Source organism: Streptomyces mutomycini, from assembly GCF_001700505.1.
Taxonomy (GTDB): Bacteria; Actinomycetota; Actinomycetes; order Streptomycetales; family Streptomycetaceae; genus Streptomyces; species Streptomyces mutomycini.
In genome coordinates this window covers 1-14,106 of record NZ_MAPV01000014.1, presented here as the reverse complement: position 1 = coordinate 14,106, position 14,106 = coordinate 1, and the positions used below count along the sequence as shown (strand labels likewise).

The following is a 14,106-nucleotide window of genomic DNA, read 5'->3' as shown; positions in this document are numbered from 1 at the left end:
CTCCTGCAAGGTCCCGGAAGCCGGCAAGACGACCTGCGAGCGCGCAAGTCACGCCCACTCGCCGTCGCGGCTCAGGCGTCCCGTTTCCGCAGGGTCCACCAGCCTGCGACCAGGGCGACACCCGCCCACCCTGCGGTGACGCCCAGCCCCGTCCACGGTCCGAGACCGCCCTCTTGATGCGCGTGGAGCACCAACTGCCCGGCCTGGTCGGGGAAATACTGGGCGACGCCACCCGCTACGCCCCCGACCACGAAGGAGACGATCAGTATGAAGGGGATGAGCAGGCTGAGCACTGCAAGCGCACTGCGCAGTACCGCCGTGAGGCCCGCTGCGAACAGAGCCATCAGAGCCAGGTAGACGCCACCGCCGAATGCGGCGCGCAGAGCGCCCGGTTCCTCGAGGCGGATCGCGTACTCACCCATGAAGAGCTGTCCCACCAGAAATGTGGCGAAGCTGGTGATCAGGCCTACGACCAGGGCGAGGCCACCGACCACCGCCATCTTCGCGACGTAGAAGAGGCTGCGGCTGGGTACGGCCGTGAGCGATGTCCGCAGGGCTCCGTTCAGAAACTCGGACGACAGAGCGGTCGCACCGAAGCTGATGGCCGCGATCTGACCGAAGTTCAGCGCGTAGAAGGCAGAGAAGAGGGGGTCGTTCCCCGGGTTGTCCGCCTCCGCCTGCCCGACGGTTGAAGAGGCGAATACAGTCACGAAGAGGGTGGCGGCGAAAACCGCTATGAGGGAACCTGAAACGGACCGCACCGATTTGATCTTAATCCACTCGGAGTGCAGTACCGCCGTCGTCGACATGGTCATGCTCGTCAGGCCTCCTGGTCGGCGAGGGGGAACTTGGTTGCGGCGAATTCCGTCTCGGTCGATGTGAGATCGAGGTATGCCTCTTCCAGCGTGGCCTGCTCAGCCATGAGTTCGAGAAGTGGGATGCCTTCGATCGCGGCCAGGACACCGATCTCCTCCGCAGAGGCTCCGGCGACCGCCCAGCACCCGTCGTCGCCCTGTGCCGGCTCATACCCCTTGCGGAGCAGCGCATCGCGCAGTCGCGTGGGCTCCGTAGTGCGGAGCCGCACGCCCGGCCGGCTCCGGGACTCGAGGAAATCCCGCATCGGCATGTCGACAAGGAGTCTTCCCTTGCCGAGGACGACCAGGTGGTCGGCGAACGAGGAGGTCTCGTTCATCAGGTGGCTGGAGACCAGCACCGTACGGCCCTCACCGGCCAGCTTCCGCACCAGCTCTCGGATCCAGATGATGCCCTCCGGATCCAGTCCGTTCGACGGTTCGTCCAGCATCACCACCTCCGGATCGCCGATAAGCGCCGCGGCGATACCGAGTCGCTGCCGCATCCCGAGCGAGAACGTCTTGATCCTCCGGCCCCCGACAGAACCGAGACCGGCTTCCACTAGCACCTCTTCGACCCTGCCGGCCGCTATGCCGTTGCTGGCGGCCAGCGTCAGCAAGTGGTTGCGTGCGGTTCGCGACCCATGTGCCGCCTGGGCGTCGAGCAGCGCGCCGACCCGGCGCAGCGGATTGCCCAGTGAGGTGTAGGGCCGTCCACCGATCGTGGCAGAACCGCCGGTCGCCCGGTCCAGACCTAGAACCAGGCGCATGGTGGTGGACTTGCCCGCGCCGTTGGGCCCGAGGAAGCCGGTCACCCGGCCAGGGCGCACGCTGAACGTGAGGTGGTCCACGGCGCGTTTGGTTCCGTAGTCCTTGGTGAGCTCATGGACGTCGATGCTGGTCATGACCTCAGCGTGGCCCTCGGCCCCGGTTCGCGGCCTCCCCCGCCGGGGTGGACTGTCTCCCTCTCCCGGGGGAGCCGTCCCCGGGCCGCCCTGGCACGATTGCGGCATGCGCCGCATCTTCGCAAGGCTGGCCAGGCCGGCCACGTACAGTCGATGGCTGCACCTTCTCATTCCTGTCGCAGTGGGCAGCGTGTGGCTCTTCATCTCCCCTGGCAAGCCGTGGATGTTGTTCCTCTTCGCGATACCTGTCGGGCTGCTTCCTGCGATGCGGCTTGCCGAAGGGCTCCAGGCCCAACTGCTCCTCAAGCCCGCCCAGAAGGGACCCGGCGCCCCGATCTCAGCCGGGCCTGCCACGACTTGGAGCGACCGATGCCGCACCGTTGCCTGGCTGGAGGTGCGGCTGGTCCTCGCGACAGTGACGTGCTTCGCGACGGTCTGGCTGCCGGCGACGGCGGTCGATCTCGTGCGAGGTTCGTTCGGAACGGGCCCGAGCGACAACTGGCTGGGACGGGGTGTCCAGCCCGGCTGGTGGTGCGCCCTGCTCGCTCCCGTGCCGATCCTGATCCTTCTCGGGCTGGTCGTCCTCTGCGGTGAAGTGGTTACGGCAGCGGCCCGCGGGCTGCTGGGACCATCACCGGCCGAGCGGATGACCGCGTTGGAGGAGCGCACCGAACAGTTGCTGGAGCGTAACCGGATAGCGCGCGAGCTTCATGATTCGATCGGACACGCGCTGACGGTCGCGGTGGTACAGGCAGGAGCTGCCAGGACAGCGGGAAGCCCGGAGTTCACCGCGCGGGCACTCGCCGCCATCGAGGAGACGGGGCGAAACGCACTGGACGATCTGGAGCGCGTCCTGGGGGTGTTGCGCGAGTCCGGCGTTACCGTCAGCGGGCGTCCCACCCTGACCGAGGCCGACCGCCTGCTGGAGTCGGCCCGCGCATCCGGGGTGAAGATCGACACGGAGGTGACCGGCCCGCTCGAGCTCGTGCCCGGCCCGGTGTCCCGCGAGGGCTACCGGATTCTGCAGGAGTCACTCACCAATGTGCTGCGTCACGCCGGCGCCGTTCCCGTACGGGTGAGGATCGCTGTGACGAAGGAAAGGCTGGAGCTGGAGGTGGCCAACCCCCTCGCAGGGTCGCCGCATGGCCGGGGTGGCGGCAGCGGGCTCAGGGGTATTCGGGAGCGGGCCGCCCTGTTGGGCGGCAAGGCCGGCACCGGCCCGTGCGAGGGGGAATGGAGGGTGCACGCGACCCTTCCGCTGGACCGCATACGCTGACCGGATGCCGGTAACCGTTCTTCTGGTCGACGACGAGCCCCTGGTGCGCGCGGGACTGCGCGCGGTTCTGGAAGCACAGCCCGACATCGAAGTGGTGGGTGAGGCCGCCGATGGTGCTGCGGTGATTCCTCTGGTGAGCCGCCTCAGGCCCGACGTGGTGGCCATGGACGTACGTATGCCGCTGATGGACGGCATCGAGGCGACACGGGCCGTGCTGCGAACCGTCGCCGATCCGCCGAAGATCCTTGTGGTGACCACGTTCGAGAACGACGAGTACGTGTACGAGGCACTGCGCGCGGGCGCCGACGGGTTTCTGCTCAAGCGGGCCCGGCCCGAGGAGATCGTGCACGCCGTACGCCTGGTGGCGGAAGGCGAGTCACTGCTCTTCCCTGCTGCTGTCCGGCAGCTCGCCGCCGAGTACGGCACGAGCAAGGCGCGGGCCGCGATGGACCGGGCGGCGCTCACGGACCGCGAGGCAGCGGTGCTCCGCCTGATGGCACAGGGTCTGTCCAACGCGGAGATCGCCGGCGAACTCATCGTGGGCGTGGAGACGGTGAAGACACATGTCAGCGCTGTTCTTGCCAAGTTGGGGGCCAGGGACCGCACCCAGGCGGTGATCGCCGCCTACGAGTCCGGCTTCGTGACTCCGCGCTGAGGACGTTGTCCGCGCCGTCGGCCGGCTCCGGGCATCTCTCTCCGGGGGCCGGTCGCCGAGGCCTGGGGCAGCGAGTACGATCCGGCAGACACGCGCACGACCTGGGAGGACACACGGTGGGCAAGCTGACCGGTGGGGACCCGTCCCTGTTGCGGAGGATCAATTCCGCAGTGGTACTGCACGCCCTGCGCGGGGCGGATTCGCCCACGCTCACTGACTTGACCCGGATCACAGGTCTGTCGCGTCCTACGGTCGAAGGCGTCGTGGAGGGGCTCTTCGGTGCGGGCCTCGTGGTCGAGGCGCTTCCCGACGAGAGCGAAGCCCGACGCCAGGGTCGTCCCGCCAGACGGTTCAGGTTCCGTGCCGAGGCCGGCCACCTGCTGGGCGTCGAGATCGGCCCGCACCGGGTCTCCGCACTGCTGTCCGGGCTGGACGGCCGGATCGTCGGCGCGGGCTCACGTGACGTCTCCGAGACGGCGTGTGCGGATGACAGGCTCGACCAGGTCAGAGGCATGATCGCCGACGTACTGCGTCGCACCGGCGTACAGCGGAGCAGCTTGCGCGCGGTGGGCGTGGGCAGCCCGGGCATCGTCGAGGCCGACGGCACGGTGCGGCTGGGTACGGCGCTGCCGGACTGGACCGGACTCGCGCTCGGCGAGAGGCTGCGGCGTTCGTTCAGGTGCCCGGTCCTGGTGGAGAACGACGCCAACGCCGCCGCGGTGGCGGAACACTGGAAGGGAGCGGCGACCGGGTCCGACGACATCGTCTTCGTTCTGGCGGGCCTGAGCCCTGGCGCGGGTGCACTGATCGGCGGGCGGCTGCACCGCGGCTTCGGCGGCGCGGCCGGTGAGATCGGCGCCCTGCATCTGCTGGGCCGCGATGTCACGCCGGAACACCTGCTGTCCACGACGGACACGCCGCTGGTCCCGCTGGACGAGCAGGCCGTCGCGGCCGTTTTTGCCAAGGCCAGGGAGGGCGACGCCGAGGCCCGGGCCGCGGTCGCACGGTTCATTCAGCGGCTGGTGCACGATGTCGCGGCCCTGGTGCTGGCGCTCGATCCGGAGCTCGTGGTCATCGGCGGGTGGGCCGCAGGCCTGGACGGTGTCCTCGACCCGCTCCGTGACGAGCTCGCCCGCTACTGCCTGCGGCCGCCCCGGGTCGCACTGTCGCTCCTAGGGGAGGCGGCCGTCGCCACCGGTGCGCTGCGGCTGGCGCTCGACCACGTGGAGGAGCAGCTCTTCGCCGTGGAGGGCACGATGACGGCCCGCCGCTGAGGGCGACGGGCCGTACGGAACGCAACCGAGCGCCGCACCCGGGCGGGCCCTCAACGGCACCGTGGCAGGAACGCGGTGTGGGCCCCGTTACGGAAAGCTTGCTTCCCCCGAGGCGTCACGAGGTCCCCGAGGCGTCACGAGGTCCCCGAGGCCCCAGAGGTGTCAGGAGGCCCCCAACGCTGCTCGTCAGGAGGCCTTGCGCTCCTGCTCGTCGTGGCTTATCTCCAGAGCGCCCGAATCCCCGAAGGTGAGCCGGCAGGTGTCGGCCCTGTAGGTGGCGACGGAGACAGCTGCCGTGCCGGCGTCGGCGAGGTACCGGGTCGTGACCACGAGAACGGGGGCGCCCGGGAGCCGGTCGAGCTCCTTCGCGTCGTCCGCGCGAGCCGACCCCAGTTCGACCGAGCGGTCCTGCCCGTCGAGGTCGAGGCGGTGCAGTTCCCTCAGGACACTTCGGGCCCGGACAGGTCCGGACTGCGCTTCGATGGCGGAGAGTTCGGGCACCGACGGCGTCGGGACGTACAGGAGTTCCGCCGCCACGGCCTGCCCGTGGGCGACACGGATGCGGCGCACCGCGTGCACGAGCTCTCCGGGGTCCGTGCCGAGCATGACCGCGACGGCGGCGGGAGCGGTCGTGGTGGTGCACTCGACGGGCTGCCATGCCTCGTCGGTGTCGCCTCCCGCCCAGCCGTGCTGTGCGGTGGCGACGGCCACTCCGACCCGGGGCGGCGCGACGGTCGTGCCCACGCCCCGGCGGCGCTGCAGCCTGCCTTCGAGCTCGAGCTGCTCCAGCGCCTGACGGAGCGTCGCCCTGGCGACACCGAAGCGGGCCGCGAGGTCCCGCTCGTTGGGCAGAACCTCTCCCACCGCGAAGTCCGAGTCGAGCGCCTCACTGAGCACGGTCTTCAGGTGCCAGTACTTGGGCTCCTGCACCGATTCCAGCTGCGTGGTCCCCACCCTGTCCTCCGCATCCGCCCGGTGGCTTGTTTTCCGCGACGTTCTTTATTAAAGGTTCCTGCCTTATCGCTCAGACCTTAGGACGGCGAACCACCTTGGTCAAGACCAATCCTCGCCCCGTAACGCAGCGGAACGACCCGCTGCCGCAGAGCGTTCACAGGACGTTCGTGCGGCGGCAGTGAGCCCGGGCAGCACGGAAGGCCCCGGGAGGACCTGTGTGCGCTCCCCGGGAGCCGGTTCGGGCTTCCGCCCGCACTGTCAGCCCGCGCGCACCCCGGACAGTTTGTCCGGGTTGCGGATGACGTACACGCACCGGATGACCCCGCCGCCGACATCGGTCTGGAAGACCGTGTCCACCTGGCCGCCCACGCTGAACACCAGAGCGGGCCCGCCGTTGAGCTCCAGGATTCGCACCTCCGTCGTGGCGGGCCAGTCCTGCCCCACGGCAAGCAGGAAGCGGCCGACCTTGTCCGCGGTCTCGATGATCCTCCGCGGCGCCTTCGCCTTGCCTCCGCTGTCACTGACCAGACGCACGTCGGGCGCCAGCAGTGCGAGCAACTGCTCCAGGTCCCCGCCCGAAGCTGCGGCAAGGAAGCGCTCCGTGAGGTCGCGCCGCACGACCGGATCGACCTCGTACCGCGGTTTACGCTCCTCCACATGCCGCTTGGCGCGGCCGGCGAGTTGCCTGACCGCCGCTTCCGACCGGTCGAGGGTGGCTCCGATCTCCGCGTACGGGAAACCGAAGGCCTCACGCAGGACGAATACCGCACGCTCCAGCGGGGAGAGGGATTCCAGGACGACGAGTACGGCGAGGGAGACGGAGTCGGCGAGGACCGCTCGTTCCGCGGAATCAGCGACGGCCGTGCCGAATTCGGTGGCCACGGGTTCGGGCAGCCAGGGCCCGACGTACGCCTCGCGCCGGGACCGCAGTTGGCGCAGACGGTCGATGGCCAGACGTGTGGTGATCCGCATGAGAAAAGCACGCGGCTCCCGCACATCTTCGTGCTCCGCCGACGACCAGCGCAGCCATGCCTCCTGCACCACGTCCTCGGCGTCCGCGACGCGGCCGAGCATGCGGTAGGCGACCCCGGTGAGGAAGGGCCGATGTTCTTCGAAGAGCTCGGTCACGGTGTCGGCAGTCACTTTCCCATCCCAGCCGACGCGCCCGGAGGTGTCCAGCGGGATTCGACGCCTGCCCCTTGAACTGGAAGCTGCCCGACAGTAATCATCAGTGACGAGCCGTCTCGTTCCGTCCCACCCGGGCCAGCGGGTCCGTCCTGGTGAGCAGCACGCCCACCACGGTCTCGTTCGCCGTCGGCTGTCCCGCCGGCCGTTCGCACGGCCGAAGTCGCATACGGACGAACAGGCCACGAACACGAGCCGCTGACACCCCTGCCGGCGCCACCCCACCGCAGAGCGCCCGAGCCCAGTGTCCGAGGGCTGAGCGACTGGTTGTTCACCTGCGGTTGGCGTGCCCGCCGCCGCCGGGGACTAGGTATGAGTCTGCAGTTCAGCCTGTACCGACCCGCTGTCCCGGCAGCCCTCTCGCCCCTGGAGGCGCATCGATGTCGAACCGTCCGCTCATCCCGGCCCCGGGCCGCCGCACCGTGCTGCGCGGCTCGCTCCTGGCCTCGGCCGCGGTCGCCGTGCCCGGGGTGGTCACCAGCGCGCCCGCCTTCGCCCTGTCGGGCCGGCCGAGCGCGTCCTGGGGCGTGCAGGTCGGTGATGTGACGGCGTCGTCCGCCCTGGTGTGGGTGCGTTCGGACCGTCCGGCCCGAATGGTGGTGGAGACGTCCGCGACGGAGTCGTTCCGCCGTGCGCGCACATGGCACGGCCCGCTGATCGGCGCCCGTACGGACTTCACCGGCACGACCCCGCTGCACGGGCTGCCGGCCGGGGAGCAGATCCACTACCGCGTCACGCTCGCTGACCCGCACGACCCCCGGCGTACGGGCAAGCCCGTGTACGGAACCTTCCGCACCGCTCCGGCCGGCCGCCGTGACGGGGTGCGGTTCCTCTGGTCCGGCGACATCGCGGGGCAGGGCTGGGGCATCAACCCCGACATCGGCGGCTACCGGGTGTACGACGAGATGCGCCGCCTGGACCCGGACTTCTTCCTGTGCAGCGGCGACAACATCTACGCGGACGGGGTGCTCGAGCCCAGCGTGACGCTGCCCGACGGGCGGATCTGGCGCAACGTCACGACCCTCGAGAAGTCGAAGGTCGCCGAGACCCTGGACGAGTACCGCGGGAACTTCCGGTACAACCTGCTCGACGACAACCTGCGGGCGTTCAACGCGCAGGTTCCGTCCGTCGTCCAGTGGGACGACCACGAGGTGCGCAACAACTGGTACCCGGGACAGATCCTCGACGACGTCCGCTACACCGAGAAGAACGTGGATCTGCTCGCGGCGCGGTCGATGCGGGCCTTCCGCGAGTACTTCCCGGTACCCACGCTGCAGGCGTCGCCGAACGACAGGCGCATGCACCGTGTGGTCCGGCACGGTCCTCTGCTCGATGTGTTCGTGCTGGACATGAGGTCCTTCCGCAACGCCAACTCCCCCGGCCGGCAGCCCGACGACACCACGGGCATCCTCGGTGCCGAGCAGCTCAGCTGGCTCAAGCGGGAGCTCTCGCAGTCACGGGCGGTGTGGAAGGTGATCGCCGCCGACATGCCGCTGGGGCTGGTGGTCCCGGACGGACCGACTGACTTCGAGGCGGTCGCTCAGGGCGATCCGGGCGCACCGCTGGGCCGGGAACTGCAGATCGCTGAACTGCTGCGCCACATCAAGCACCGGCGTATCACCGGCACCGTCTGGCTGACGGCGGACGTGCATTACACATCCGCCCAGCACTACGCCCCCGAGCGGGCGGCCTTCAAGGACTTCGCACCCTTCTGGGAGTTCGTCTCGGGCCCTCTGGCCGCGGGCGGCTTCCCCGCCAACGCGCTGGACGGCACGTTCGGCCCGGAGCGGGTCTTCGTCAGGGCGCCGGACCGGGCGAACGTGTCCCCGATGGAGTCCCCGCAGTTCTTCGGTGAGGTCGACATCGACGGCGGAAGCGGGGAACTGACCGTGCGCCTGCGGGCGCAGGGCGGCACCGTCATGTTCAGCAAGGTCCTGCAGCCGGGTCGCACCGGGCAGTGAACACCGGTCGGTGACACACGAAAAACGTGTGGAAGGCGACCAGATCCACACGTAACCCATCAGTCACAATGCGTTCGTGATCAGGCAACACCGTTCGGTCACAGTGAGGACATGACTGATGTGACATCCGCGAAGAGTGCCCGCCGTCCCCACCACTGGCGGCGGGACCTGATCGAGCTGGCCGCGCTCTTCACCGCCGTCGCCGTGGCCGACGCCATCGCCAACCTGATCGGGCACCAGCCCGACGGCCCCTATCTGCTGATCGCCTCGGCCGTGGCCCTGGTGGCCACGGCCGCGTTCCACACCTGGTGGGCGCGACGGCACAGCCACGCGCCACCCCCGGATACCGGCACCGGCGCCGCTGCGGAGATCACCTCCGCCGATTCCGGGGCCGACACCGACGAAACGGTGCTGTGGCGGATGCGGACGACGGTGAGGGATGCCCCCGGCACCCTCGCCGCCCTCTGCATCGCCCTCGCCCGTCACCGGATCGACATCCTCACCCTGCAGACCCATCCGCTGGCCGACGGCACCGTCGACGAGTTCCTGCTGCGTGCGCCCGCGGCGCTGCCGGCCCAGCAGCTCACCCGGGAGATCGCCGCCGCCGGCGGATCCGCCACCTGGATCGAGCGCGCGGACGCCCATGACCTGGTGGACACGCCCACCCGGGTCCTCGGCCTCGCCACCCGCACGGCACTGGACGCGGCCGAGCTCCCGCTGGCCCTGCGTCAGCTCCTGGGCCGGTGCACCATCCACTCGCTGCCCGCCCGGTCGATCACCGGCCGGCCCACCGGGGAGAGCGCGCCGGTGGAGGGCGTCCTGGAGGACACCGTGATGCGGCTGCGCGATCCCTCGGGCGGTGTCATCAGCGTCGAGCGTCCCTACCTCCCCTTCACCCCGACGGAGTTCGCCCGGGCGCGTGCCCTGGTCGAACTCGACGCACGGCTCGGCCCGCGCGTACCGCGCAGTGAGGACGTCCTCACCCTGCCCGAGGGCAACGAGATCACCGTGCGCCGTGCGGACGGCGGCGACCTGGACGCGGCCCTGGCCATGCACGGCCGCTGCTCCGAACGCACCCTCGGCCTGCGCTACCACGGTCCGGTCCGTGACGCCGACCGCTACCTGGACCACCTGCTGAGCCCTCGCTTCGGCCGGACGCTCGCCGTGCAGACGGCCTCCGGCCGGCTGGTGGCGCTCGGCCATCTGCTCTGGGACGGGGACGAGACCGAGGTCGCCCTCCTCGTCGAGGACGACTGGCAGCGCCGCGGTATCGGTACCGAGCTCCTCGGCCGGCTGGTGGCCCTGGCCGTCGAGGCCGGCTGCGAGAGCGTGTACGCGGTGACGCAGGCCCACAACACGGGCATGGTGGCCGCCATGCGGGCGCTCTCGCTGCCTCTCGACTACCAGATCGAGGAAGGCACGCTGGTCATCACAGCACGGCTGGCCGCGGCTCCTGCACAGCGGTTCGACCAGCAGACGACGGCACCGGTGACGGAACCTGTGACCCGCTCGGGGGTACCGTCGACGCCCCGGCCGCTTCCCCGGACGGAGCCGGCGGAACAGCGCTGAGCGCCTGGCACAGATCGGCCCAGATGTCCTCGACGTCCTCCAGGCCGACCGACATGCGCAGCAGCCGGTCGCCGACACCCGCGGCCCTCCGGTCTCCCTCACCCACGATGCGGTGGCTGATGGAGGCCGGATGCTGGATGAGCGTGTCCACACTGCCGAGGCTCACGGCGGGTGTGATCAGACGGACTCCCGCGATGATCCTGTGGGGGTCCCCGAACACCTCGAAGGACACCATCGCGCCGCCCACCTCCGGGTAGTGCACCCGTGCGACGCGGGGGTCGGCAGAGAGCCTGCGGGCCAGTTCCGCCGCGGCAGCCGACGCCGCCCGTACCCGGACCGGCAGCGTGGAGAGGCCGCGCAGCAGCAGGTAGCCGGCCAGCGGATGCAGCACGCCCCCGGTGGCGAACCGCACCTGCCGCAGAGTTCCGGCGAACTCCTCGTCGCAGGCGACGACGCCGCCCATCACGTCGCCGTGGCCGCCCAGGTATTTGGTGGCGCTGTGCAGCACGATCCGGGCGCCGTGTTCCAGGGGCCGCTGCAGCACGGGCGTGGCGAACGTGTTGTCGACGAGGAGCGGCACGGAGCCGCAGGAGTGTGCCACGGCCCGGATGTCGATCTCGGTGAGGGTCGGGTTGGCAGGCGTCTCGACCATCACCAGACCGGTGTCCGGGCGGATCGCCTCGGCGATGCCCGCCGGATCGGTCCAGGTCACCTCGGTCCCCAGCAGCCCGGCGCCCAGGAGGTGGTCGCTGCAGCCGTAGAGCGGCCGCACCGCGACCACATGGCGCAGCCCGAGGCCGGCGCGGGCCAGCAGGACGGCGGTGAGCGCCGCCATGCCGCTGGCGAAGGCGACCGCGCTTCCGGCGCCTTCCAGCCGGGCCAGAGCGGTTTCGAAGCGTGCCGTCGTCGGGTTGTCCAGCCGTGCGTACACGGGCGGGCCGTCGGGCCTGGCTCCCGTGGTGGCGAAGGCGTCGATGCGCGCTGCCTCGCCCATGGAGTCGTACGAGGGGTAGGTGGTGGACAGATCGATCGGTGCGGCGTGCAGACCGAGAGAGGCGAGATCGTCGCGTCCGGCGTGCACGGCTTCGGTGGCGAGCGCCCTGGACCGGAAGGGGGGCTGGGTCGTCAGCGAGGAGGCTTCGGTGTCCATGTCGTCAGCCTGAACAGAAACCGGACTGCGGCGGGTGCATGCCGTGCTACGTTCGCCGGATGCCCGAATCCGTCGCTCTCGATCCGGTTGATCTCCACATTCTGCGCATGCTGCAGAACGATGCTCGGACGACGTACCGGGAGCTCGCCGCAGAAGTCGGAGTGGCCCCGTCCACCTGCCTGGACCGGGTGGCACGGCTGCGCCGGTCCGGTGTGATCCTCGGGCACCGGCTGCAGCTCGACCCCGCGAGGCTGGGCCGCGGCCTGGAGGCGCTCCTGCTGGTCCAGGTCCGGCCGCATCGCAGGGAGCTCATCGGCCCGTTCGTCGAACGGATCCGGGCGCTGTCCGAGTCCCGGGCACTGTTCCACCTCACCGGGCCCGACGACTATCTGGTGCATGTGGCCGTCGCCGACCCGACGGATCTGCAGCGCCTCGTGCTGGACGAATTCACCTCGCGCCGCGAGGTGGCACGCGTGGAGACCCGGCTGATCTTCCAGCAGTGGGAGTGCGGCCCGCTGATGCCGCCCGCGGCAGGCAGGCGGAGCCCGGCCGAAACCACGGAGACGCGTCCGGGGCCCTCGGCGCCCTGAGGAGTCCTCCACCGGCCGAAGTCCTGTTCCCCGTGACGTGAAGGCCCTCGTCGTACGAGGATGTCCGCATGCCAGACACATCGAGCAGCGCACTGCCGCGCCAGGTCGCCGACGCCTACGTCGACGCGTACATCGAACTCGACCCGATCACCGGTACCTACCTCGGTGTAGCGGAAAGCTCCCGCAGGCTGCCCGATTTCTCGCCCGCGGGTCAGGCCGCCGTGGCCGCACTCATCCGCAGCACCCTCGTGGAACTGGACGCCGCCGAGAGGGTGCCGGGCGCGGACTCAGACGAGGAGCGGCGTTGCGCGCGGCTGCTGCGGGAACGCCTGACCGCCGAACTCGCCGTCCACGAGGCCGAGGAGGGGCTGCGGGCCGTCTCGAACATCCGCTCGCCGGCGCACGCCCTCCGTGATGTGTTCTCGGCGACACCGACGGCGACGGACGAGGACTGGGCAGCGATCGTGGACCGGCTGCGTGCGGTTCCGGCCGCTCTGGAGGGCTATCGTGCCTCGCTGGCGCTCGGTCTGGAACGCAAGCTGTACGGCGGACCGCGCCCGGCTGCGACGTTCATCGGCCAGCTGGGGACCTGGGCGGGGGAGGACGGTCCGGGGTTCTTCCAGGAGTTCGTGGCCGAGGGGCCCGGATCACTGCGCACGGAGCTGGACGAGGCAGCCGGTCTGGCGACCGGGGCCCTGGTCACGCTGCGGGACTGGATGAGGGACGTGTACGCCCCGGCGATCGAGGGCGCGCCCGACATCGTCGGCCGGGAGCGCTACGCCCGCTGGTCCCGCCGGTTCAACGGCACGGATCTGGATCTCGACGAGGCGTACGCGTACGGCTGGTCCGAATACCGCAGGCTGCTCGCCGAGATGAAGACCGAGGCGGACAAGGTCCTTCCGGGCGCGGGCCCTTGGGAGGCGCTGGCCCACCTCGATGTGCACGGCAAGCACATCGAGGGCGTGGAAGAGGTCCGCGTCTGGCTCCAGAGCCTGATGGACGAGGCCATCGAGGCGCTCGACGGCACGCATTTCGAACTCGCCGAGCGGGTGCGGAAGGTGGAGTCCCGTATCGCTCCGGCGGGGGGTGCCGCCGCGCCGTACTACACCGGCCCGTCGGAGGACTTCTCACGGCCCGGGCGCACCTGGCTCCCCACCATGGGCGAGACCCGCTTCCCCGTCTACGACCTGGTGTCCACCTGGTACCACGAGGGTGTACCCGGCCATCACCTGCAGATCGCTCAGTGGAAGCACGTCTCCGACAGCCTCTCGCGCTACCAGGCCTCGCTCGGCCAGGTCAGCGCCAACGCCGAGGGATGGGCGCTGTACGCCGAGCGGCTGATGGACGAACTGGGCTTCCTGCCCGACGCGGAGCGCCGTCTGGGCTACCTGGACGCGCAGATGATGCGGGCCTGCCGGGTGATCGTCGACATCGGCATGCACCTGGAGCTGGAGATCCCCGCGGACTCGCCGTTCCACCCGGGTGAGCGGTGGACGCCGGCTCTGGCCGAGGAGTTCTTCGGCAGCCACAGCGGCCGGCCCGCCGACTTCGTGGAGAGTGAGCTGACCCGCTATCTGTCGATGCCGGGGCAGGCGATCGGCTACAAGCTGGGCGAGCGCGCCTGGCTGCTGGGGCGGGAGAACGCCCGGAGGGCCCACGGCGACGCGTTCGACCTCAAGGCCTGGCACATGGCCGCCCTTTCCCAGGGGTCGCTGGGCCTGGACGACCTGGTGGAC

11 protein-coding genes and 1 pseudogene are annotated in these 14,106 nt (G+C 70.2%); 7 read left to right on the top strand and 5 right to left on the bottom strand.

Going from position 1 to position 14,106, the window contains the following annotated elements; all coding sequences use genetic code 11:
- Positions 1 to 71: 71 nt before the first annotated feature.
- Both BFF76_RS01840 and BFF76_RS01835 read right to left on the bottom strand, forming a co-directional pair.
- The gene (locus tag BFF76_RS01840) at positions 72 to 815 is read right to left on the bottom strand and encodes an ABC transporter permease (protein WP_065846865.1); all 744 of its coding nucleotides are present in this window, start codon (positions 813 to 815) and stop codon (positions 72 to 74) included.
- A gap of 5 nt (positions 816 to 820) precedes the next feature.
- Entirely contained in the window at positions 821 to 1,756 is a 936-nt protein-coding gene (locus tag BFF76_RS01835; protein ID WP_065846863.1) for an ATP-binding cassette domain-containing protein, read from the bottom strand.
- Between the two features lie 106 nt (positions 1,757 to 1,862).
- Here BFF76_RS01835 and BFF76_RS01830 point away from each other — a divergent pair, with 106 nt between their 5' ends.
- The 3 genes from BFF76_RS01830 (at position 1,863) to BFF76_RS01820 (ending at position 4,961) form a co-directional block, all read left to right on the top strand.
- Complete coding sequence (locus tag BFF76_RS01830) at positions 1,863 to 3,032, top strand: sensor histidine kinase (protein WP_031094142.1); 1,170 nt, start codon at positions 1,863 to 1,865, stop codon at positions 3,030 to 3,032.
- A 4-nt stretch (positions 3,033 to 3,036) separates the two neighbouring features.
- Positions 3,037 to 3,687, top strand: coding sequence for a response regulator (locus BFF76_RS01825; protein WP_065846861.1), 651 nt, complete (start codon positions 3,037 to 3,039; stop codon positions 3,685 to 3,687).
- A gap of 116 nt (positions 3,688 to 3,803) precedes the next feature.
- Positions 3,804 to 4,961 carry an ROK family protein gene (locus BFF76_RS01820; RefSeq protein WP_053931221.1) on the top strand — a complete coding sequence of 386 codons (1,158 nt, stop codon included), beginning with the start codon at positions 3,804 to 3,806 and terminating at the stop codon, positions 4,959 to 4,961.
- Between the two features lie 186 nt (positions 4,962 to 5,147).
- On the opposite strand, the gene BFF76_RS01815 is transcribed toward BFF76_RS01820, so the two are convergent.
- Complete coding sequence (locus tag BFF76_RS01815; protein WP_065846859.1) at positions 5,148 to 5,915, bottom strand: GntR family transcriptional regulator; 768 nt, start codon at positions 5,913 to 5,915, stop codon at positions 5,148 to 5,150.
- Positions 5,916 to 6,173: 258 nt separating this feature from the next.
- Entirely contained in the window at positions 6,174 to 7,058 is an 885-nt protein-coding gene (sigJ, locus tag BFF76_RS01810; protein WP_031094146.1) for an RNA polymerase sigma factor SigJ, read from the bottom strand.
- Positions 7,059 to 7,480: 422 nt separating this feature from the next.
- On the opposite strand from sigJ, the gene BFF76_RS01805 reads away from it, so the two are divergent.
- Positions 7,481 to 9,061, top strand: coding sequence for an alkaline phosphatase D family protein (locus tag BFF76_RS01805; RefSeq protein ID WP_065846856.1), 1,581 nt, complete (start codon positions 7,481 to 7,483; stop codon positions 9,059 to 9,061).
- Between the two features lie 120 nt (positions 9,062 to 9,181).
- Positions 9,182 to 10,511: pseudogene (locus BFF76_RS01800) on the top strand (GNAT family N-acetyltransferase); the annotation flags it as partial.
- Here the strand turns inward: BFF76_RS01800 and BFF76_RS30850 are convergent.
- On the bottom strand, positions 10,491 to 11,780 hold the full coding sequence (locus BFF76_RS30850) for a trans-sulfuration enzyme family protein (RefSeq protein WP_051834598.1): 1,290 nt from the start codon (positions 11,778 to 11,780) through the stop codon (positions 10,491 to 10,493). The pseudogene BFF76_RS01800 and the gene BFF76_RS30850 sit on opposite strands and share 21 nt — an antisense overlap.
- Before the next feature lie 59 nt (positions 11,781 to 11,839).
- Between BFF76_RS30850 and BFF76_RS01795 the strand changes: the two genes are divergently transcribed.
- Entirely contained in the window at positions 11,840 to 12,370 is a 531-nt protein-coding gene (locus tag BFF76_RS01795; protein WP_065846854.1) for an Lrp/AsnC family transcriptional regulator, read from the top strand.
- 68 nt (positions 12,371 to 12,438) lie between these two features.
- Positions 12,439 to 14,106 (top strand): DUF885 domain-containing protein (locus BFF76_RS01790; protein ID WP_065846853.1); only part of this gene is annotated, 1,668 nt, incomplete at its 3' end.